This is a genomic window from Streptomyces sp. NPDC096193, from assembly GCF_040302905.1.
Classification (GTDB): domain Bacteria; phylum Actinomycetota; class Actinomycetes; order Streptomycetales; family Streptomycetaceae; genus Streptomyces.
The window spans coordinates 128,588-150,500 of sequence record NZ_JBEOSJ010000003.1 but is presented as its reverse complement, the minus strand read 5'-3'; the positions used below and the strand labels follow the sequence as shown (position 1 = coordinate 150,500).

The following is a 21,913-nucleotide window of genomic DNA, read 5'->3' as shown; positions in this document are numbered from 1 at the left end:
ATTGTCGATGTGTCGCTCGATTCACTCAAGTCAGCGTATCCGGTCGCCTTTCGATCACCATGGGCGGCTTCCCGCTGCCGCCGGTATGTTCGTGATCAGCACGTACGCCCAGGGGTGAGCCCTTTCGCCGGGTTCGGCGACCGGCTCCGACGTGACCGGCGCACCCCGTGCACCGAGGTCTCCGCCATGGACCAGCTCCAGCATGCCCCGTATGAAACCAGCCACGAGGACGTCCGGATTCCGCTGACCGACGGAACTCGGCTGTACGCACGGATGTGGCGGCCGTACACCGATGCGCCTGTCCCGGTCCTGCTCGAGTATTCGCCGGAAAGGCTGACCGATACGACCGCCGCGCGTGACGCCCAGCGTCACCCTTGGTACGCCGCACACGGCTACGCGTCCGTCCGTGTGGATGTACGCGGACACGGCAACAGCGAGGGCCTGCCCGTCCCCGAGGGCGATCCCGGCGCGGTGGCGGACGGCGCGGAGGTGGTCGAGTGGCTGGCCGCGCAACCGTGGTGCACGGGCCGCGTCGGCGTGTTCGGGATCGGCACCGGCGGCACCCTGGCCCTGCGCGTCGCGGCCCTCGCCCCGGAACCGCTGAAGGCGGTCGTCGCCGTGTGCGCCACCGACGATCCGGACGACAACGGCGCGTACCACCCGGGCGGTTCGGTATGTGCCGAGGGCCTGCTCAGCCGGTCTGCGGCACTGATGTCCGCCCTCTGCCGCCCGCCCGATCCGCTCTTCGCCGGGAAGGAGTGGCGCGAGATGTGGCTGAAGCGCCTGGAGGCGGTCGAGCCGCCCGCCCACGCCTGGCTCGCGCCCCGGCCGCGCGAGACGGACCAGCCGCGGGTGGACGCCGCCGAGGCCCGGGAGCCGGACCGGCCGCGCGAGACGGACCAGCCGCGGGTGGACGCCGCCGAGGCCCGGGAGCCGGACCGGCCGCGGGTGGAACCCGTCGAGGCACGGGCGGACGACACGGCGGGCATCACCGCGGCCGTCCTGGCCGTGGGCGGGCTGTACGACCCCTACCGCGAAGCCGTCCTGCGGCTGGTGACGCAGCTGCCGCCCGACCGCGTCCGCGGACTCATCGGTCCCTGGCCGCACCGCTATCCGGACCACGCCGACCACCCGGGACCCGCGATCGGCTTCCTCGGCGAGACGCTCGCCTGGTGGGACCGCCATCTGAAGAACGCGGGCGGCCGGGTGCCCACCGCCGAACCCCTGCTCCGCGCCTGGATCAGCACGCCGCACCTCCCCCACCCCTCGGGTCACTGGGTCGCCGAACCGAGCCTGCCGTCACCGCACGTCCGCACGGTCGCGTACCCGCTCGGCGGCGCACCCCTCGTCGTCGACTCGCCCCAGCACACCGGGCTGGACGCCGGCCGGCCCGTCCCCACCGGGAACGACTCCGATCCGCCGCCCGACCAGCGCGCGGAGGACGCGTACTCCGCCTGCTTCGACTTTCCCGTCACGGACCGGCCGGTCGAGATCCTGGGCCGGGCCCGGGTCGCTCTGCGGCTGCGTCCGGACGGCCCGCACGGCCAGGCGGTCGCCCGGCTGTGCGACATCGCCCCGGACGGCTCGTCCACGCTCGTCGCCCGGGGCGGCGTCGACCTCACGGCTCACCGCGCCGGCCCGCAGGACACATGGACGCCGGGCGGGGCGGAGGACGTGACGTTCGAACTCGGCACGGCGGGCCACTCCTTCCCGGCCGGGCACCGCGTCCGGCTGGCCGTCTCCTCCGCGTACTGGCCGTGGATCTGGCCCGCGGGCGACTCGGCGGGCTTCACCCTCGACCCCGAGGGCTCCTTCCTCGAACTCCCGGTGCGCGAAGCGCTCTCCACGACGGGTGACCGGATCACCTTCGGGGAGCCCGACCCGTACGAGCCGCTCGGTGTCAGCTCCCCCGCCACACTCGACGAGGAACGCCCGGAGCGCCTGGTGGTGCGGGACGTCGCCCGGGGCGAGTGGCGCGTGGAGACCGACCCCCGGCCGGGCGGCAGGCGGATCCACCCCGACGGTCTCGAACTCACCGAGGAGGCGCGGGAGACGTGCACGATCCTGGAGCACGACCCGCACTCCGCCCGTGTCCGCGCCGAGTGGACGGCCCGGCTCCACCGGCCCGACAGGGCCTGGGACGTGACGGTCGAGAGCCGCTGCGGGATCAGCTGCGACGCGGCCGGCTTCCTCGTCGAGGACGAGGTGGTGTGCCGCGACGGGGAGGAGATCGTCTTCCACCGGACCTGGGAGAAACGTCTTCCGCGAGGGACCGGCCGAACGCCCTGCCGGGGCGGGTCCGCGTCCACGTAACGTGTCACCCACACCCGTGGAAAGCGAGGCAGGCACCGATGTCCGAGCAGAGCCCGCTCGATCTGGCCGAGGGCGATCCCTTCGGCCCGCACAACCTCCCGTACGGCGTCTTCAGCACGGGCGACGACCCCGGTCGCCGTCGCGTCGGCGTACGCATCGGGGACCATGTGCTCGACGCCGGTGCGGCGGCCCACACCCTCGGCTCGCCCTATGCCGCCCTGCTGGCCCGGCCGAACCTCAACCCCCTGCTCGCGGCGGGCCGTACCGCCTGGCGCGACGTGCGGCGCGCGATCACCGCATGGGTGACCGTGCCGGGGCACCGCGCCGACATGGAACCGCTGCTGCACCCGCTGGACGCGGTCACGCTGCACCTTCCCTACGAGGTCGCCGACTACGTCGACTTTTACGCGAGCGAGCACCACGCCACCAATGTCGGCCGGATCTTCCGGCCGGATGGGGACGCTCTCACCCCCAACTGGAAGCACCTCCCGATCGGTTACCACGGCCGCTCGGGCACCGTCGTGGTCTCCGGCACCGATGTCGTACGCCCCTCGGGCCAGCGCAAGGCACCGGCCGACGCCGCTCCCGTGTTCGGGCCGTCCCTGAAGCTCGACATCGAGGCGGAGGTCGGCTTCGTCGTCGGCACGCCTTCCCCGATGGGCACGCCGGTGGCCCTCGGCGACTTCGGCGACCACGTCTTCGGTCTGTCGCTGCTCAACGACTGGTCGGCCAGGGACATCCAGGCTTGGGAGTACGTGCCGCTCGGCCCGTTCCTCGGCAAGTCCTTCGCCACCTCCGTCTCCGCCTGGGTGACGCCGCTGGAGGCCCTGGACGCCGCCCGGACCGATCCGCCGGCCCGCGACCGCGAGCTGCTGCCCTACCTCGACGACTCCGCCGAGGACGAGAAGGGCGGCTTCGACCTGCGAATCAGCGTGGCGGTCAACGGACAGGTGATCGCCGAGCCGCCGTTCGCCACGATGTACTGGACGGCCGCGCAGCAGCTGGCGCACATGACGGTCAACGGTGCCTCCCTGCGCACCGGTGACCTCTACGGCTCCGGCACGGTCAGCGGTCCGGAGGTCGGCCAGCGCGGTTCGCTGCTGGAGCTGACCTGGAACGGCCGGGACGCGCTCGAACTCCCCGAGGGCAAGCGGACCTTCCTGGAGGACGGCGATGTGGTCACGATGACCGCGTGGGCTCCGGGCCCGGACGGCGTACGCGTGGGGCTCGGCGAGGTCTCCGGCCGGATCGTCCCCTCGGCCTGACTGGCGGAGCACGCCCTGAGCGGGGCGCGGATCTCCCGCATGGCCTGCGGGAGGGTGCACGACCTGACCGGGAGGCGAGCACCGGCTGAAGCGGCGGGTTCCGGGCATCACGTCCGTCCCGCCGCGCGCCGCCGGTGGCAGATCTGGACGAGCTCGAACTCGGGTCCGGGTGGAGACGGTCCGCGCTCGTGTCCATGGACGCTGCCCGGGAGCCGACAACGGCCGCCACCGACCGGCCCTGAGGTCCGCGTCACCGTGGCGAAGGGTCTTGCGGCGTGACGCCGCCCCCGGCCGGACGCTCGGCTCGCTCACGCGGCTCCTGGGCAACCGGGACGTCCTCGTGCGGGCGGCGGGCCTGCCATTCGCTCGGCGCGCGACGGGCTGCCCCGCGGAAGCGGCGGAGACGGCCGTAGGGGCGCTGGACGACCCCCGGCACGGCGGTGCCCGCGCCGGCCGAGGCACTGGGCGACGCCTCCGCGGAGGCCCCGCGCGGCGCATGCCACGGTGGTCCGCGCCGGGTAGGCCCCGACGCGGACGTCAGGGCCTACGCCGCGCGCACCTGACCGACAACAGGAACCCCGCGCAGACGAAGGGCCCGGCTCCCCCGAGGGAGTCGGGCCCTTCGTGGACCGCGCGGCGCACGGCTACCGCACGAACACCCCGGCCTGGTTCGCCAGGTCCAGGAAGTACTGCGGGGCCACGCCCAGCACCACCGTCACCGCGACACCGACGGCGATCGCCGTCGTCGTCAGCACCGACGGCACGGCCACCGTCGGGCCGTCCGCCTTCGGCTCGCTGAAGAACATCAGCACGATGACCCGGATGTAGAAGAACGCGGCGATGGCGGACGAGATCACACCGACCACGACCAGCGCACCCGCGCCGCCCTCCGCCGCCGCCTTGAAGACCGCGAACTTGCCCGAGAAGCCGGATGTCAGCGGAATGCCGGCGAAGGCCAGCAGGAAGACGGCGAACACGGCCGCGACCAGGGGTGAACGACGGCCCAGACCCGCCCACTTGGACAGGTGTGTCGCCTCGCCGCCCGCGTCCCGCACCAGCGTGACCACCGCGAACGCGCCGATCGTCACGAAGGAGTACGCCGCCAGGTAGAACAGGACGGACGAGATGCCGTCGGGCGTCGTCGCGATGACACCGGCCAGGATGAAGCCGGCGTGCGCGATCGAGGAGTACGCGAGCAGCCGCTTGATGTCGGTCTGGGTGATGGCCACGATCGCGCCGCCCAGCATGGTGACGATGGCGATGGCCCACATGACCGGCCGCCAGTCCCAGCGCAGCCCCGGCAGCACCACGTACAGCAGCCGCAGCAGCGCGCCGAACGCGGCCACCTTGGTCGCCGCAGCCATGAAGCCGGTGATGGGGGTCGGCGCTCCCTGGTAGACATCGGGCGTCCACATGTGGAACGGGACGGCACCGACCTTGAAGAGCAGGCCCATCAGGATCATCGCGACGCCGATGAGCAGCAGCGCGTCGTTGCCCATGGTGTCGGCGAGCGCCGGGTCGATGGCGCGGACGCTGCCGTCGACGACGTCCGCGATCCGGGCGTACGAGACGGAGCCCGCGTACCCGTAGAGCAGGGCGATGCCGAAGAGCAGGAACGCGGAGGAGAAGGCGCCCAGCAGGAAGTACTTCACCGCGGCCTCCTGCGACATCAGCCGCTTGCGCCGGGCGAGCGCACACAGCAGATACAGCGGGAGTGAGAAGACCTCGAGCGCGATGAAGAGGGTCAGCAGGTCGTTGGCGGCCGGGAAGACCAGCATGCCGGCGATCGCGAACAGCGCGATCGGGAAGACCTCCGTGGTGGTGAAGCCGGCTTTGACCGCGGCCTTTTCGCTGTCGCTGCCGGGTACCGAGGCGGCCTGCGCCGCGAACGAGTCGACGCGATTGCCGTGTGCCTCCGGGTCGAGCCGGCGCTCGGCGAAGGTGAACACCGCGACCATCGACGCCAGCAGAATGGTGCCCTGGAGGAAGAGGGCGGGACCGTCGACGGCGATCGCGCCCATCGCGGCGATGTGCGCCTTGGTGGTGCCATATCCCCCGGCGGCGAGCCCGACGATCGCGGCGAACGCGGCGGCGAGAGCGACGACGGTCAGGAACAGCTGGGTGTGGTACCGGGCCTTGCGCGGTACGAACGCCTCCACCAGCACACCGAGGACGGCGGCACCGACGACGATCAGTACCGGCGCCAGCTGGGCGTATTCGATGTGCGGGGCCGGGATCTTGTCGATCGGCGGCGTCGGTGCGGCCGTAGCCGCCGTCGTCCACAGGCTGTGGACAGCTGTAGCGCTCACTTGGCCGCCTCCACCTCGGGCTGGGGGTCCTTCTCCTGGACGTCGGACATCGTGTGCTCGACCGCCGGGTTCACGATGTCCGTCAGCGGCTTCGGGAAGACGCCGAGGAAGATCAGCAGCGCGATCAGCGGCGCCACCACCGCCAGCTCACGGGCCTTGAGGTCGGGCATGCCCCGCACCTCGGCCTTCACCGGCCCGGTCATCGTCCGCTGGTAGAGGACGAGGGTGTAGAGCGCGGCGAGCACGATGCCGAAGGTGGCGATGATGCCGGCCACCGGATAGCGCGCGAACGTGCCGACCAGGACCAGGAACTCACTGACGAACGGGGCCAGTCCGGGCAGCGAGAGCGTCGCGAGGCCGCCGATCAGGAAGGTGCCGGCGAGCACCGGCGCGACCTTCTGCACTCCGCCGTAGTCCGCGATGAGCCGCGAGCCGCGCCGGGTGATCAGGAAGCCGGCCACCAGCATCAGCGCGGCCGTCGAGATCCCGTGGTTGACCATGTAGAGCGTCGCGCCCGACTGGCCCTGGGAGGTCATCGCGAAGATGCCCAGGACGATGAAGCCGAAGTGCGAGATCGAGGCGTAGGCGACCAGTCGCTTGATGTCGCGCTGACCGACGGCGAGCAGGGCGCCGTAGACGATGCTGATCAGCGCCAGCACCAGGATCACCGGCGTGGCCCACTTGGAGGCCTCGGGGAAGAGCTGGAGGCAGAAGCGGAGCATCGCGAAGGTGCCGACCTTGTCGACGACCGCGGTGATCAGCACGGCGACCGGTGCGGTCGCCTCCCCCATCGCGTTCGGCAGCCAGGTGTGCAGCGGCCACAGCGGCGCCTTGATCGCGAAGGCGAAGAAGAAGCCGAGGAACAGCCACCGTTCGGTGTTGGTCGCCATGTCCAGCTGACCGCTCGCCCGGGCCTCCGCGATCTCGGAGAGCGAGAAGCTCCCCGCGACGACGTAGAGACCGATGACCGCGGCCAGCATGATCAGTCCGCCGACCAGGTTGTAGAGGAGGAACTTCACGGCCGCGTACGACCGCTGGGTCGCCGCCGCCTCGTCCCCGCCCGCGTGGGCCCGGTCGCCGAAGCCGCCGATGAGGAAGTACATCGGGATGAGCATGGCTTCGAACAGGATGTAGAAGAGGAAGACGTCGGTGGCCTCGAAGGAGAGGATCACCATCGCCTCGACCATGAGGATCAGCGCGAAGAACCCCTGGGTGGGCCGCCAGCGCTTGCTGCCGGTCTCCTGGGGCTCGGCGTCGTTCCATCCGGCGCCGATGACGAACGGGATGAGCAGCGCGGTGAGCGCGATCAGCGCCACCCCGATGCCGTCGACGCCCAGTTCGTACCGGACGCCGAAGTCCGCGATCCAGGCGTGCGACTCGGTGAGCTGGTAGCGGTCACCGCCGGGCTCGAACCGTACGAGCACGATCGCGGCGAGCACGAGTGTGGCGAGCGAGAACAGCAGCGCCAGCCACTTCGCTGCGGTCCGCCGCGCGGCGGGCACCGCGGCGGTGGCGATCGCACCGACTGCCGGAAGTACCGCCGTCACCGTAAGGAGCGGGAAAGACATAGCAGTTACACCGCCCTCATCAGCAGGGTCGCGGCGATCAGCACCGCCGTACCTCCGAACATCGAGACGGCGTACGAGCGGGCGTAGCCGTTCTGCAGCTTGCGCAGGCGGCCCGAGAGCCCGCCGACCGAGGCGGCCGTGCCGTTCACCACGCCGTCGACCAGGGTGTGGTCGACGTAGACCAGGGAGCGGGTGAGGTGTTCGCCGCCGCGGACCAGGACCACGTGGTTGACGTCGTCCTGGTACAGGTCGCGACGCGCGGCCCGGGTGAGCAGCGAGGCGCGCGGCGCCACCACCGGTACCGGCTTGCGCCCGTACATCAGATAGGCGAGTCCGGCGCCGAGCAGCAGCACGACGACCGTGGAGGCCGTGATGGCCGGGACGCTGATCACCGGGTGCGGGTGCTCGAACTGGGTGACCGGCTCGAGCCACTTCACGAAGGACTCGTTCAGGCTGAACAGTCCACCGGCGAAGACCGATCCGAAGGCGAGCACGACCATCGGGATCGTCATCGACTTGGGCGACTCGTGCGGATGCGGCTCATGGCCTTCCGCGTCGGGCTGCCAGCGCTTCTCACCGAAGAAGGTCATGATCATCACGCGCGTCATGTAGAACGCGGTGATGCCGGCGCCCAGCAGGGCGACTCCGCCGAAGATCCAGCCGCGGATGCCGTCGTCGTACGCGAAGGCCGCCTCGATGATCTTGTCCTTGGACCAGAAGCCGGACAGCCCCGGGAATCCGATGATCGCGAGGTAGCCGAGCCCGAAGGTGACGAAGGTGACCGGCATGTACTTCCGCAGGCCGCCGTACTTGCGCATGTCGACCTCGTCGTTCATGCCGTGCATGACCGAACCGGCGCCGAGGAACAGCCCGGCCTTGAAGAAGCCGTGCGTCACCAGGTGCATGATCGCGAAGGCGTATCCGATCGGGCCGAGACCGGCCGCCAGGATCATGTAGCCGATCTGCGACATCGTCGAGCCGGCGAGGGCCTTCTTGATGTCGTCCTTGGCGCAACCGACGATCGCACCGAACAGGAGCGTGACGGCGCCGACGATCACGACGGCCAGCTGGGCGTCGGGTGCGGCGTTGAAGATCGCGCCGGAGCGGACGATCAGATACACACCGGCGGTCACCATGGTCGCGGCGTGGATGAGGGCGGAGACCGGGGTCGGGCCCTCCATCGCATCCCCGAGCCAGGACTGCAGCGGCACCTGGGCGGACTTGCCGCAGGCCGCCAGCAGCAGCAGCAGGCCGATGGCCGTCAGCTTGCCCTCGCTCGTCTCGCCCGTCGCCTCCAGAACCGGCCCGAAGGCGAAGGTCCCGAAGGTGGTGAACATCAGCATGATCGCGATCGACAGGCCCATGTCGCCGACGCGGTTGACGAGGAAGGCCTTCTTCGCCGCGGTCGCCGCGCTGGGCTTGTGCTGCCAGAAGCCGATGAGGAGGTACGAGGCGAGGCCGACGCCCTCCCATCCGACGTACAGCAGCAGGTAGTTGTCGGCGAGGACCAGCAGCAGCATGGCCGCGAGGAACAGGTTCAGATAGCCGAAGAAGCGGCGGCGCCGCTCGTCGTGCTCCATGTACCCGATGGAGTAGATGTGGATCAGGGTGCCCACACCGGTGATCAGCAGGACGAACGTCATCGACAACTGGTCGAGCTGGAAGGCGACGTCCGCCTGGAAGCCCTCGACGGGGATCCAGCTGTAGAGCGTGCTGTGCAGCGCCCGGTCCTCACCGCTCCTGCCCAGCATGTCCGCGAACAGCACGACGCCGATGACGAACGAGGCGCCGGCGAACACGGTGCCGAGCAGGTGGCCGGCGCGGTCGAGCCGCCGCCCGCCGCACAGCAGGACCGCCGCTCCGAGCAAAGGCGCCGCGACGAGCAGCGCAATCAAATTCTCTGCATTGTCCACGAGTCTGCGACCCCTTACAGCTTCATCAGGCTGGCGTCGTCGACCGAGGCCGAGTGGCGGGAACGGAACAGCGACACGATGATCGCGAGCCCGACGACGACCTCCGCGGCGGCGACGACCATCGTGAAGAACGCGATGATCTGGCCGTCGAGGTTGCCGTGCATACGGGAGAAGGCGACGAACGCGAGGTTGCAGGCGTTGAGCATCAGCTCGACGCACATGAAGACGACGATCGCGTTCCGCCGGATCAGCACCCCGGCCGCGCCGATGGTGAACAACAGCGCTGCGAGATACAGATAATTGACGGGATTCACTTCGCGACCTCCTCTTCGTGCTCGTCGTGGTCACGGCCGAGCCGGTCCTCCGAGCGCCGCTCCAGCGCCTTGAGGTCCGCCAGCGCCTCGTCCGACACGTCGCGGATCTGGCCGCGCTGCCGCAGCGTCTGCATGACCGTGAGCTCGGACGGTGTGCCGTCCGGGAGCAGACCGGCGATGTCCACGGCGTTGTGCCGGGCGTAGACACCGGGAGCCGGCAGCGGAGGCAGGTGCTTGCCCTCGCGGACCCGCTCTTCGGACAGCTCCCGCTGCGTCTTGGCCCGCTCGGTGCGCTCCCGGTGGGTGAGCACCATCGCGCCGACGGCCGCGGTGATCAGCAGCGCGCCGGTGATCTCGAAGGCGAAGACGTACTTGGTGAAGATCAGGGCGGCGAGTCCTTCGACGTTGCCGCCGTGGACGCTGTTGGCCGTGCCGAGTCCGTTGAAGTTCTTCAGCGAGGCGTTGCCGATGCCGGCGATCAGCAGGATGCCGAAGCCGAGTCCGCAGGCCGCGGCGAGCCAGCGCTGGCCCTTCAGCGTCTCCTTGAGCGAGTCGGCGGCGGTGACGCCGACCAGCATGACGACGAAGAGGAACAGCATCATGATCGCGCCGGTGTAGACGACGATCTGCACGACGCCGAGGAAGTAGGCGCCGTTGGCGAGGTAGAAGACCGCCAGGACGATCATGGTCCCGGCGAGGCAGAGCGCGCTGTGCACGGCCCGCCGCATCAGGATCGTGCAGAGCGCGCCGATCACGGCGACGGTGCCGAGCACCCAGAACTGGACGGCCTCACCCGTCGACGTGGTGGTGGCGGCGAGGGCGTTCATGAGCCGACCACCTTCCCCGAGGCCGGTTCCTCGTCACCGAATGTGGAGGCGCCTTCCTGCGGCTTCTCCTGCTTGGAGAGGGCGACCTGCTGGACCGTGCCGGGAGCGGCCTCGGTGACCAGACCCCGGTAGTAGTCCTGCTCGTCCGTGCCGGGGAAGATCGAGTGGGGCGAGTCGACCATGCCCTCCTCGAGTCCGGCGAGGAGCTGCTCCTTGGTGTAGATCAGCGCCTCGCGGGAGTTGTCGGCCAGCTCGAAGTCGTTCGTCATCGTCAGCGCCCGGGTCGGGCAGGCCTCGATGCACAGCCCGCACAGGATGCAGCGGGCGTAGTTGATCTGGTAGACGCGGCCGTACCTCTCGCCCGGGGAGTAGCGCTCCTCCTCGGTGTTGTCCGCGCCCTCCACATAGATCGCGTCCGCCGGACAGGCCCAGGCGCACAGTTCGCACCCGATGCACTTCTCGAGGCCGTCCGGGTGCCGGTTGAGCTGGTGCCGGCCGTGGAAGCGCGGCGCCGTGACCTTCTGCTCCTCCGGGTACTGCTCGGTCAGCCGCTTCTTGAACATGGCCTTGAAGGTCACGCCGAAGCCGGCAACCGGATTCTGGAACTTGTTCTCGGATCCCTCAGACACCGTCAGCCTCCTTTCCGTCACGAGGTCCGTCACCCTGAGTATCGGGTCCGCCACTGACAATCAGCTCGCGCTCCCGGCGCGGACGCCTGCGCGGCACCGGCGGCAACTCCTGTCCCGGCAGCGGCGGTACGGGGAATCCGCCCGCCATCGGGTCGAAGGCCGCGGGCGGTTCCTTCGCCGCTCGGTCCTCCGCCTCCTTCTCCTTCTTGCCTCGGAAGATGTCGAAGACGAAGGAGAGCAGCAGGACGGCGATGACCGCGCCGCCGACGTAGAGCACGATCTGCTGGAAGTCGTAGTTCTCGTTCCGCAGCGCCCGCACGGTCGCGACCAGCATCAGCCACACCACGGAGACGGGGATGAGGACCTTCCAGCCGAGCTTCATCAGCTGGTCGTAGCGGACCCGGGGAAGCGTGCCGCGCAGCCAGATGAAGAAGAACAACAGCAGTTGGACCTTGATGACGAACCAGAGCATCGGCCACCAGCCGTGGTTCGCGCCCTCCCAGAAGGTGGAGATCGGGTAGGGGGCCCGCCAGCCGCCCAGGAAGAGGGTGACCGAGACGGCGGAGACGGTGACCATGTTGACGTACTCGGCCAGCATGAACATCGCGAACTTGATCGAGCTGTACTCGGTGTTGAAGCCGCCGACCAGGTCGCCCTCGGACTCCGGCATGTCGAACGGCGCCCGGTTGGTCTCACCGACCATCGTGATCACATAGATGATGAACGAGACCGGCAGCAGGATGATGTACCAGCGGTCCGCCTGTGCCTCGACGATCGCCGAGGTCGACATCGACCCCGAGTAGAGGAAGACGGAGGCGAAGGCCGCGCCCATCGCGATCTCGTACGAGATCATCTGCGCGCAGGAGCGGAGTCCGCCGAGGAGCGGGTACGTGGAGCCGGACGACCAGCCCGCGAGCACGATGCCGTAGATGCCGACCGAGGCGATCGCGAGGATGTAGAGCATCGCGATCGGCAGGTCGGTCAGCTGCATCGTGGTGCGGTGGCCGAAGATCGAGACCTCGTTGCCGGCCGGGCCGAACGGGATCACCGCGATCGCCATGAAGGCCGGGATCGCGGCGACGACCGGCGCGAGGACGTAGACGACCTTGTCCGCGCGCTTGACGATCAGGTCTTCCTTGAGCATGAGCTTGATGCCGTCGGCGAGCGACTGGAGCATGCCCCAGGGGCCGTGCCGGTTGGGCCCGATGCGCAGCTGCATCCAGGCCACCACCTTGCGCTCCCACACGATGGAGAACAGCACGGTGATCATCAGGAAGGCGAAGCAGAACACGGCCTTGATGACGACGAGCCACCACGGGTCGCGCCCGAACATCGAGAGATCCTCGGCGGCGAGAACGCTCTGCTGGGCTTCCGCGAAATGAGCGAGGGCATTCACGCTCGCACCTCCGGTACCTCAGTGGTGACGGCCTGGGCCGCGGCCGGGCCGATGCGGACCAGCTGTCCGGGGAGGGCGCCGGTGTCCGACGTGACGCCGCCGCCCGCGGAGTTCAGCGGCAGCCACACCACCCGGTCCGGCATCGCCGTCACCCGGAGCGGGAAGCTGACCGAACCCGACGGGCCCGAGACGGACAGGACGTCGCCGTCCTTGACGCCGGTCTCGGCCGCGGTCGTCGCCGAGAGCCGGGCGACCGCCGCGTGGCGGGTGCCCGCCAGCGCCTCGTCGCCCTGCTGGAGCAGGCCCTGGTCGAGCAGCAGCCGGTGTCCGGCCAGTACCGCCTCGCCCTCGCCGGGGCGGGGCAGCGACTGTGCGGACTCCATCGGTTCGGTGGCCCGCGGGCCGTCCCATGAGCCGAGCCGGTCCAGCTCCCTGCGGGCCGACCTGAGGTCGGGCAGTCCGAAGGGGACGTCGAGTTCGTCGGCGAGCATGTGCAGCACCCGCGCGTCGGACGGCGCCAGCCGGCGCGTCATCTGTTCCGGCTTGAGCGCGGCCTCGAACATCCGCGCCCGGCCTTCCCAGTTGAGGAAGGTGCCGGACTTCTCGGCGACGGCGGCGACCGGGAAGACCACGTCGGCCCGCTCGGTGACCTCGCTCGGCCGCAGCTCCAGGGAGACCAGGAAGCCGACCGAGTCGAGCGCCTCACGCGCGCGCGCCGGGTCCGGCAGGTCCGCGACCTCGACGCCCGCGACGACCAGCGCGCCCAGTTCGCCGGTGGCGGCGGCCTCGACGATCTGGCCGGTGTCGCGGCCGTAGCGGTGCGGGAGTTCGCGGACCCGCCAGACCTCGGCGGTCTCCTCGCGGGCCCGCGGGTCGGTGGCCGGGCGGCCGCCGGGCAGCAGTGAGGGGATCGCGCCCGCCTCGACCGCGCCGCGCTCGCCCGCCCTGCGCGGGATCCACACCAGCTGGGCGCCGGTCGCGGTCGCCGTCCGTACGGCGGCGGTGAGCCCGCCGGGCACGGCCGCGAGCCGCTCGCCCACCACGATCACCGCGCCCTCGGCGCGCAGCGCGTCGGCCGCGGCCGAACCGTCGCCCTCCAGGCCGACGTTGCTGCTGAGCGCGTCCAGCCACTCGGTCTCGGTGCCGGGGGCCGCGGGCAGCAGGACGCCGCCCGCCTTCTCCAGACCGCGGGTGGCGTGGGTGGCCAGGGAGAAGGTGCGCTGGCCGTGCTTGCGGTGCGCCTTGCGCAGCCGCAGGAAGACCCCGGCGGCCTCCTCCTCGGACTCGAATCCGACGAGCAGGACCGCGGGCGCCTTCTCCAGCGCCCGGTAGGTGAGCCCGCTGCCGTCCAGGTCGCGGCCGCGGCCGGCGACCCGGTTGGCCAGGAAGTCGGCCTCCTCGGAGGAATGCACCCGGGCACGGAAGTCGACATCGTTGGTGTCGAGGGCGACCCGGGCGAACTTGGCGTACGCGTAGGAGTCCTCGACGGTGAGCCGGCCGCCCAGCAGGACGCCGGCCCGGCCGCGGGCCGCGGTCAGTCCGGCGGCCGCGGCGGCCAGCGCCTCGGGCCAGCTAGCCGGTTCCAGCTCGCGGGTCCCGGGGTTGCGCACGAGCGGGGTGGTCAGACGGTCGTGGCGCTGCGCGTAGCGGAAGCCGAAGCGCCCCTTGTCGCAGATCCACTCCTCGTTGACCTCGGGGTCGTCGGCCGCGAGCCGCCGCATGACCTTGCCACGCCGGTGGTCGGTGCGGGTCGCGCAGCCGCTCGAGCAGTGCTCGCACACGCTCGGCGAGGAGACCAGGTCGAAGGGGCGGGAGCGGAATCGGTACGCCGCCGAGGTCAGCGCGCCCACCGGGCAGATCTGGATGGTGTTGCCGGAGAAGTACGACTCGAAGGGATCGCCCTCGCCGGTGCCGACCTGCTGGAGCGCACCGCGCTCCAGGAGTTCGATCATCGGGTCGCCGGCGACCTGGTTGGAGAAGCGGGTGCAGCGTGCGCAGAGCACGCACCGCTCGCGGTCCAGCAGCACCTGGGTGGAGATCGGCACCGGCTTCTCGAACGTCCGCTTCTTTCCCTCGAAGCGGGACTCGGCGCCGCCGTGCGACATCGCCTGGTTCTGCAGCGGGCACTCGCCGCCCTTGTCGCAGACCGGGCAGTCGAGCGGATGGTTGATCAGCAGCAGCTCCATCACGCCCTTCTGCGCCTTCTCGGCGACGGGCGAGGTGAGCTGCGACTTGACGACCATGCCGTCGGTGCAGGTGATGGTGCAGGAGGCCATCGGCTTGCGCTGGCCCTCGACCTCGACGATGCACTGCCGGCAGGCACCGGCCGGGTCGAGCAGGGGGTGGTCGCAGAACCGCGGGATCTCGATGCCGAGCAGCTCGGCGGCCCGGATGACCAGCGTCCCCTTGGGGACGGAGATCTCCACGCCGTCGATCGTCAGCGAGACGAGGTCCTCGGGCGGCACAGCCGCCTCCCCGCCCCCGGAGGGAGCGCTTGTAGTGACCGTCATGCGTTCACCTCCGTAGTGGTGTGCCGGTCGGCCCAGAGGGTCGACAGGGCGGGGTCGAAGGGGCAGCCCTTGCCGGTGATGTGCTGCTCGTACTCCTCGCGGAAGTACTTGAGCGAGGAGAAGATCGGGGACGCGGCGCCGTCGCCGAGCGCGCAGAACGACTTGCCGTTGATGTTGTCGGCGATGTCGTTGAGCTTGTCGAGGTCGGCCATCTCGCCCTTGCCCGCCTCGATGTCGCGCAGCAACTGGACGAGCCAGTAGGTGCCTTCACGGCACGGTGTGCACTTGCCGCAGGACTCGTGCGCGTAGAACTCGGTCCAGCGGGTCACCGCCCTGACGACACAGGTGGTCTCGTCGAAGCACTGGAGTGCCTTGGTGCCGAGCATCGAACCGGCCGCACCGACGCCCTCGTAGTCCAGCGGGACGTCGAGGTGCTCGTCAGTGAACATCGGGGTGGAGGAGCCGCCCGGCGTCCAGAACTTGAGGCGGTGGCCCGCCCGCATGCCGCCGCTCATGTCGAGCAGCTGGCGCAGGGTGATCCCGAGCGGGGCCTCGTACTGGCCGGGGCTGGTGACGTGCCCGCTGAGCGAGTACAGCGTGAAGCCCGGGGACTTCTCGCTGCCCATCGACTTGAACCAGTCCTTGCCCCTGTGGAGGATCGCGGGAACGGACGCGATGGACTCGACGTTGTTCACCACCGTGGGGCAGGCGTACAGACCGGCGACCGCGGGGAAGGGCGGGCGCAGCCGGGGCTGGCCGCGCCGGCCCTCCAGGGAGTCCAGCAGCGCGGTCTCCTCACCGCAGATGTAGGCGCCCGCGCCCGCGTGCACGGTGAGTTCGAGGTCGAGTCCGCTGCCGAGGATGTCCGTGCCGAGGAAGCCCGCTTCGTACGCCTCGCGCACGGCCTCGTGCAGCCGCCGCAGTACGGGGACGACCTCACCGCGCAGATAGATGAAGGCATGCTTCGAGCGGATCGCGTAACAGGCGATCACGATGCCCTCGATGAGGGAGTGCGGGTTGGCGAAGAGGAGCGGGATGTCCTTGCAGGTGCCCGGCTCCGACTCGTCGGCGTTGACGACGAGGTAGTGCGGCTTGCCGTCGCCCTGCGGAATGAACTGCCACTTCATTCCGGTGGGGAAGCCGGCGCCGCCGCGACCGCGCAGACCGGAGTCCTTGACGTAGGCGATGAGGTCGTCGGGCGACATGGCCAGTGCCTTGCGCAGACCCTCGTAGCCGTCGTGCCGCCGATAGGTCTCCAGCGTCCAGGACTCGGCCTCGTCCCAGAAGGCCGACAGCACCGGCGCGAGCAGCTTCTCGGGGCTGCTCTCGCCCTGGGCGCTGCCCCCGAATTCGGTGGACACGGTCATCACTTCCCCTCCTCGGTCACCGGGCCGGCCGGGTGCTCCGGGTCGGAGTCCGAGGTCTGCTGCGGTGCGTCGTGCGAGCTGAGGTGCTCGGAACCGGGCTGGGGGGCGTCCTGGCGGGACTCGGCGCGTGGCGAGACCACCCGGGCGGCCGTCGCCTCGCCTTTGGCGAGGCGCAGTCCGATCAGCGACGCGGGACCCGCTCCGCCGGTGGCCTCGACGGCGCCGGGGCGCTCGTCGGGGAAGCCGGCGAGGATGCGCGCGGTCTCCTTGAAGGTGCACAGCGGCGCACCGCGGGTCGGCTCGACGGGCCGTCCCTCGCGCAGGTCGTCGACGAGCCGGCGGGCGGACTCGGGCGTCTGGTTGTCGAAGAACTCCCAGTTGACCATCACGACGGGGGCGAAGTCGCAGGCCGCGTTGCACTCGATGTGTTCGAGGGTGACCTTGCCGTCCGCCGTGGTGTCGGGTCCGCCGTTGCCGACCCCGAGGTATTCCTTCAGGTCGTCGAAGATGGCGTCGCCGCCCATCACCGCGCAGAGCGTGTTGGTGCACACCCCGACCTGGTAGTCGCCGGAGGGCTTGCGCCGGTACATCGAGTAGAAGGTCGACACCGCGGTGACCTCGGCGGTGGTCAGCTCCAGCACCTCGGAGCAGAACCGCACGCCGGTACGGGTGACATGGCCTTCCTCGGACTGCACCAGGTGCAGCAGCGGCAGCAGGGCGGACCGGCTGTCGGGGTAGCGGGCGACGATCTCCTTCGCGTCCGCTTCGAGCCTGGCGCGTACATCGGCCGGGTAGTCGGGGGCGGGGAGCTGGGGCATGCCCAGGCTCACCTCTTGATTTGCGGTCACCGGTCGACGCCTCCCATCACGGGGTCGATGGACGCGACGGCGACGATGACGTCGGCGACCTGGCCGCCCTCGCACATCGCCGCCATGGCCTGAAGGTTGGTGAAGGACGGGTCACGGAAGTGGACCCGGTAGGGGCGGGTGCCCCCGTCGGAGACGACATGGACACCGAGCTCGCCCTTGGGGGACTCGACGGCGGCGTACGCCTGCCCGGCGGGGACCCGGAAGCCCTCGGTCACCAGCTTGAAGTGGTGGATCAGCGCCTCCATGGAGGTGCCCATGATCTTCTTGATGTGGTCGAGGGAGTTGCCGAGTCCGTCGGGCCCGAGCGCGAGCTGCGCGGGCCAGGCGATCTTCTTGTCCGCGACCATGACCGGGCCGGGCTCCAGCCGGTCCAGGCACTGCTCGACGATGCGCAGCGACTGCCGCATCTCCTCCAGCCGGATGAGGAAGCGGCCGTAGGAGTCGCAGGTGTCGGCGGTCGGGACGTCGAAGTCGTACGTCTCGTAGCCGCAGTACGGGTCGGTCTTGCGCAGGTCGTGGGCGAGGCCCGCCGAGCGCAGGATCGGTCCGGTGGCGCCCAGCGCCATGCACCCGGTGAGGTCGAGGTACCCGATGTCCTGCATACGTGCCTTGAAGATCGGGTTGCCGGTGGCGAGCTTGTCGTACTCCGGCAGGTTCTTCTTCATCGTCTTCACGAACTCGCGGAGCTGGTCCACGGCGCCCGGCGGCAGGTCCTGGGCGAGGCCTCCGGGGCGGATGTACGCGTGGTTCATCCGCAGGCCGGTGATCAGTTCGTAGATGTCGAGAATCAGTTCACGATCGCGGAAGCCGTAGATCATGATCGTGGTGGCGCCGAGCTCCATGCCGCCGGTGGCGATGCACACCAGGTGCGAGGAGAGCCGGTTCAGCTCCATCAGCAGGACGCGGATGACCGTCGCGCGGTCGGGGATCTGGTCCTCGATGCCGAGCAGCTTCTCCACGGCGAGGCAGTACGCCGTCTCGTTGAAGAACGGCGTCAGGTAATCCATGCGCGTGACGAAGGTGGTGCCCTGCGTCCAGGTCCGGTACTCGAGGTTCTTCTCGATGCCGGTGTGGAGATAGCCGATGCCGCAGCGGGCCTCGGTGACCGTCTCGCCGTCGATCTCCAGGATCAGCCGGAGCACGCCGTGGGTCGAGGGGTGCTGCGGGCCCATGTTGACGACGATGCGCTCGTCGTCGGCCTTGGCCGCGCTCTGCACGACCTCGTCCCAGTCGCCGCCGGTGACTGTATATACAGTCCCCTCGGTGGTCTCGCGTGCGGATGCGTGCGATGTACTCACGAGTACGACCTCCGCTGGTCAGGAGCCGGGATCTGGGCGCCTTTGTACTCGACGGCGATGCCGCCGAGCGGATAGTCCTTGCGCTGCGGGTAGCCCTGCCAGTCGTCCGGCATCATGATCCGGGTGAGGGCGGGGTGGCCGTCGAAGACGAGCCCGAAGAAGTCGTACGTCTCGCGCTCGTGCCAGTCGTTGGTCGGATAGACGGCGACGAGGGAGGGCACGTGCGGGTCGCTGTCCGGGGCGGAGACCTCGAGGCGGATCAGCCGGCCGTGGGTGAGCGAGCGCAGGTGGTAGACGGCGTGCAGCTCGCGGCCCTTGTCCTCGGGATAGTGGACACCGCTGACACCGGTACACAGCTCGAAGCGCAGGGCCGGGTCGTCCCTCAGGGTGCGGGCCACCTGCGTCAGCAGCTCGCGCGCGACGTGGAAGGTGAGCTCCCCGCGGTCGACGACCGTCTTCTCGATGACGTTCCCGGGGACGAGGCCCTGTTCCTCCAGCGCGCCCTCGAGCTCGTCGGCGACCTCGTCGAAGTAGCCGCCGTAGGGGCGGTTCGTCGGGCCGGGCAGCCGGATGGAGCGGACGAGGCCACCGTAGCCCGAGGTGTCGCCGCCGCTGTCGGCGCCGAACATGCCCCGCTGGACGCGGATCTCCTCGCCGCCCTCACCACGCTGTCCCGGAAGGTTCTGCTCGCTGAGCTCCTTCTCGGGGTTCGGCTGGTCCGTCATCGCTGCACCCCCTGAATCGCTTCTCCGCCCGCGCTCGGGGTACCGCCCGCCGAAGGCAGGGGGGACAGGGGTGCGGAATCCTTCGTCGTCTGCGGCACGGCGGCCGCGGGTACGTCACTCACCGGAGCAGCCCCTTCATCTCGATCAGAGGAAGCGCCTTGAGCGCCGCTTCCTCCGCCTCGCGGGCCGCTTCCTCCGCGTTCACGCCGAGCTTGGAGGACTGGATCTTCTGGTGGAGCTTGAGAATGGCGTCCATCAGCATCTCCGGACGCGGCGGGCAGCCGGGCAGATAGATGTCGACAGGGACGACATGGTCGACGCCCTGCACAATGGCGTAGTTGTTGAACATTCCGCCCGACGATGCGCACACGCCCATGGAGATGACCCACTTCGGGTTGGGCATCTGGTCGTAGACCTGCCGCAGGACGGGCGCCATCTTCTGGCTCACCCGGCCCGCCACGATCATCAGGTCGGCCTGGCGCGGTGAGCCGCGGAAGACCTCCATGCCGAACCGGGCCAGGTCGTACCGTCCGGCACCGGTCGTCATCATCTCGATGGCGCAGCAGGCCAGACCGAACGTGGCCGGGAAGACGGATGACTTGCGCACCCAGCCCGAGGCCTGTTCGACGGTGGTCAGCAGGAAACCGCTCGGCAGTTTCTCTTCGAGTCCCATTGGTGCCCCTCAGCCCCTCAGTCCCATTCCAGACCGCCGCGCCGCCACACATACGCATAGGCGACGAAGACGGTGAGCACGAAGAGCAGCATCTCCACGAGCCCGAAAAGCCCCAGGGCGTCGAAGGTGACCGCCCAGGGGTAGAGGAAGACGATCTCGATGTCGAAGACGATGAAGAGCATCGCCGTCAGGTAGTACTTGATGGGAAAGCGGCCGCCGCCGGCCGGCGTGGGAGTGGGTTCGATGCCGCACTCGTACGCCTCTTGTTTCGCCCTGTTGTAGCGCTTCGGGCCGATAAGCGTGGCCATGACCACGGAGAAGATCGCAAACCCTGCCCCGAGGGCGCCGAGCACAAGGATGGGCGCGTAAGCATTCACCCTCCTCGCTCCTTCCAGTCGTCCTTGACCGTTGGACCGCACCGGGCATCCGCCTCGCCGCCTCGAAGATCGCGTGTATGTGAGGCAGTTCACAAGCCCGACTGCCCCGCATCCTATGCCTGCCGGTCTGTGATCTGCGACACGGGGTACGACAACGCCTTTGTGATCTCCACCACCCGGCGAAGGATCATGAAGCCGGATGAGCGGTGATCTTCATACGCGAAGCGCCCGAGCGGTCACGAGAAGTGACATCTGCCTGCGTTACCGCTGGTGGGAGGGGTGCGGGCATAGCAAGGCACGGCCCGGTCGGGCAAATTGGCGATGGACCGCATCGGGTGATAGAGGACGCCGCGTCACCCGGGCGAGCGCCTGCGCGGACGAAGGTGGACGCGTGCACGCGTCCACGAACTTCCGGGGGTCCGGGAGGTGACCTTTCTGTGACCTGTACCACTCGCTCAAACTCTCAACAAAAGCGGGCTTGGCCATCGGTGTGAAGCGATGGTAAGCGCCAGGCAATTCGGACCTTTTACGGAAAGCCCATGATCACAGCCGTGATCACGCATGCCCGGTTTGCCCGTTAGGGCGTCAATAAAGCGCCGACCGGAGCGGATTGAAAGGTTCCGGTCGTAACTGTGGCGCAACACACGTTTCTTGAAGGGAACCGGTTCCCCCTGATAGCGGTTGTCCCATGTCCCACACCGCTCACATACCCAGCCACCGGAAACCCCGCCGGCGCAGCGCCTCGACGATGGCGCTCCGGGCCGGAGTTGCCGGTGGCGTCCTCAGCACGATCGCAGTGGCCGGAGCCGCCGGACCGGCCAACGCCGACCCGGTCACCGAGACCATGGAGATGCCCACCCTGACCGCCGGTCTCTCCCAAGCCGTGGCGCAGTCCGCCGAGGCGACCCAGCAGGTCGCTCTCGACCAGGAGTTGCAGGCGCAGGAGGACGCTGCCGCCACGAAGGCCGCGCAGGCCGCCAAGAAGGCCAAGGCCGAGGCGGTCCGCAAGGCCGAGGCCGAGAAGGCCGAGGCGAAGCAGCGTGCCGAGGCCGCGTCCCAGGAGCGCGCCTCCCGTACCAGCGAGCGTTCCACGCTCGCCGCGTACAGCAGCGACAGCAGCAGCAGCTCCAACGCGACCGGCTCCGCCGCGACCGTGGTGGCCTTCCTCAAGGCCCAGCTCGGCGACGCCTACGTCATGGGCGCCACCGGCCCCAACTCGTGGGACTGCTCCAGCCTCGTCCAGGCCGCGTTCCGGCAGGTCGGCGTCGACCTCCCCCGCGTCTCGCAGGACCAGTCGGTGGCGGGCACCCAGGTGGGCACCAGCAACCTCCAGATCGGCGACATCCTGTACTGGGGTGGCGCCGGCAGCGCGTACCACGTCGGCGTCTACATCGGCGACGGCCAGTACCTCGACGCCGCCAACCCCAGCAAGGGCGTCGTCATCCAGGACCTGTCGGGCTACCCGGCGAGCGGTGCGGTCCGGGTTCTCTGACACCTGCACCAGCCTTCTGAAGGGCCGTGGCTCCCGCCGGAGCCGCGGCCCTTCGGCGATCCCCTCTT

At 69.7% G+C, this 21,913-nt stretch carries 17 protein-coding genes; 3 read left to right on the top strand and 14 right to left on the bottom strand.

Annotated features, from left to right (window positions below):
- Nucleotides 1-186: 186 nt before the first annotated feature.
- Both ABTX78_RS06075 and fahA read left to right on the top strand, forming a co-directional pair.
- Entirely contained in the window at nt 187-2,313 is a 2,127-nt protein-coding gene (locus ABTX78_RS06075; RefSeq protein ID WP_352205628.1) for a CocE/NonD family hydrolase, read from the top strand.
- 38 nt (nt 2,314-2,351) lie between these two features.
- Entirely contained in the window at nt 2,352-3,578 is a 1,227-nt protein-coding gene (gene fahA / locus ABTX78_RS06070; RefSeq protein WP_352205627.1) for a fumarylacetoacetase, read from the top strand.
- A gap of 644 nt (nt 3,579-4,222) precedes the next feature.
- Here the strand turns inward: fahA and nuoN are convergent.
- The 14 genes from nuoN to ABTX78_RS06000 form a co-directional block, all read right to left on the bottom strand.
- Complete coding sequence (gene nuoN, locus ABTX78_RS06065) at nt 4,223-5,887, bottom strand: NADH-quinone oxidoreductase subunit NuoN (RefSeq protein WP_352205626.1); 1,665 nt, start codon at nt 5,885-5,887, stop codon at nt 4,223-4,225.
- Nucleotides 5,884-7,455 (bottom strand): NADH-quinone oxidoreductase subunit M, encoded by a 1,572-nt coding sequence (locus ABTX78_RS06060; RefSeq protein WP_352205625.1) that lies wholly within the window; start codon nt 7,453-7,455, stop codon nt 5,884-5,886. The genes nuoN and ABTX78_RS06060 overlap by 4 nt, the downstream gene beginning before the upstream one ends.
- 5 nt (nt 7,456-7,460) lie before the next feature.
- Nucleotides 7,461-9,368 carry an NADH-quinone oxidoreductase subunit L gene (nuoL, locus tag ABTX78_RS06055; RefSeq protein ID WP_352205624.1) on the bottom strand — a complete coding sequence of 636 codons (1,908 nt, stop codon included), beginning with the start codon at nt 9,366-9,368 and terminating at the stop codon, nt 7,461-7,463.
- Nucleotides 9,369-9,382: 14 nt separating this feature from the next.
- On the bottom strand, nt 9,383-9,682 hold the full coding sequence (nuoK, locus tag ABTX78_RS06050) for an NADH-quinone oxidoreductase subunit NuoK (RefSeq protein ID WP_069927518.1): 300 nt from the start codon (nt 9,680-9,682) through the stop codon (nt 9,383-9,385).
- The gene (locus ABTX78_RS06045; protein WP_352205623.1) at nt 9,679-10,509 is read right to left on the bottom strand and encodes an NADH-quinone oxidoreductase subunit J; all 831 of its coding nucleotides are present in this window, start codon (nt 10,507-10,509) and stop codon (nt 9,679-9,681) included. The genes nuoK and ABTX78_RS06045 overlap by 4 nt, the downstream gene beginning before the upstream one ends.
- On the bottom strand, nt 10,506-11,138 hold the full coding sequence (nuoI, locus tag ABTX78_RS06040) for an NADH-quinone oxidoreductase subunit NuoI (protein ID WP_352205622.1): 633 nt from the start codon (nt 11,136-11,138) through the stop codon (nt 10,506-10,508). Before nuoI ends, ABTX78_RS06045 begins: the two co-directional genes overlap by 4 nt.
- Nucleotides 11,131-12,471, bottom strand: a complete 1,341-nt coding sequence (gene nuoH / locus ABTX78_RS06035) for an NADH-quinone oxidoreductase subunit NuoH (protein WP_352205880.1) — start codon at nt 12,469-12,471, stop codon at nt 11,131-11,133. The genes nuoI and nuoH overlap by 8 nt, the downstream gene beginning before the upstream one ends.
- 59 nt (nt 12,472-12,530) lie before the next feature.
- Nucleotides 12,531-15,044, bottom strand: a complete 2,514-nt coding sequence (locus ABTX78_RS06030; protein ID WP_352205621.1) for an NADH-quinone oxidoreductase subunit G — start codon at nt 15,042-15,044, stop codon at nt 12,531-12,533.
- Nucleotides 15,041-16,411, bottom strand: a complete 1,371-nt coding sequence (nuoF, locus tag ABTX78_RS06025; protein ID WP_352205620.1) for an NADH-quinone oxidoreductase subunit NuoF — start codon at nt 16,409-16,411, stop codon at nt 15,041-15,043. The genes ABTX78_RS06030 and nuoF overlap by 4 nt, the downstream gene beginning before the upstream one ends.
- Complete coding sequence (gene nuoE / locus ABTX78_RS06020) at nt 16,411-17,229, bottom strand: NADH-quinone oxidoreductase subunit NuoE (protein WP_352205619.1); 819 nt, start codon at nt 17,227-17,229, stop codon at nt 16,411-16,413. Before nuoE ends, nuoF begins: the two co-directional genes overlap by 1 nt.
- Nucleotides 17,230-17,255: 26 nt before the next feature.
- Nucleotides 17,256-18,578 (bottom strand): NADH-quinone oxidoreductase subunit D, encoded by a 1,323-nt coding sequence (locus ABTX78_RS06015; RefSeq protein WP_352205618.1) that lies wholly within the window; start codon nt 18,576-18,578, stop codon nt 17,256-17,258.
- Entirely contained in the window at nt 18,575-19,303 is a 729-nt protein-coding gene (locus tag ABTX78_RS06010) for an NADH-quinone oxidoreductase subunit C (protein WP_352205617.1), read from the bottom strand. Before ABTX78_RS06010 ends, ABTX78_RS06015 begins: the two co-directional genes overlap by 4 nt.
- Nucleotides 19,304-19,421: 118 nt before the next feature.
- Nucleotides 19,422-19,976, bottom strand: coding sequence for a NuoB/complex I 20 kDa subunit family protein (locus ABTX78_RS06005; RefSeq protein WP_313944763.1), 555 nt, complete (start codon nt 19,974-19,976; stop codon nt 19,422-19,424).
- A gap of 17 nt (nt 19,977-19,993) precedes the next feature.
- Nucleotides 19,994-20,353 (bottom strand): NADH-quinone oxidoreductase subunit A, encoded by a 360-nt coding sequence (locus tag ABTX78_RS06000; RefSeq protein ID WP_313944764.1) that lies wholly within the window; start codon nt 20,351-20,353, stop codon nt 19,994-19,996.
- Between the two features lie 688 nt (nt 20,354-21,041).
- Between ABTX78_RS06000 and ABTX78_RS05995 the strand changes: the two genes are divergently transcribed.
- A complete protein-coding gene (locus tag ABTX78_RS05995; protein ID WP_352205616.1) occupies nt 21,042-21,845 on the top strand; it encodes a C40 family peptidase in 804 nt (267 codons plus the stop codon).
- Nucleotides 21,846-21,913: the final 68 nt, after the last annotated feature.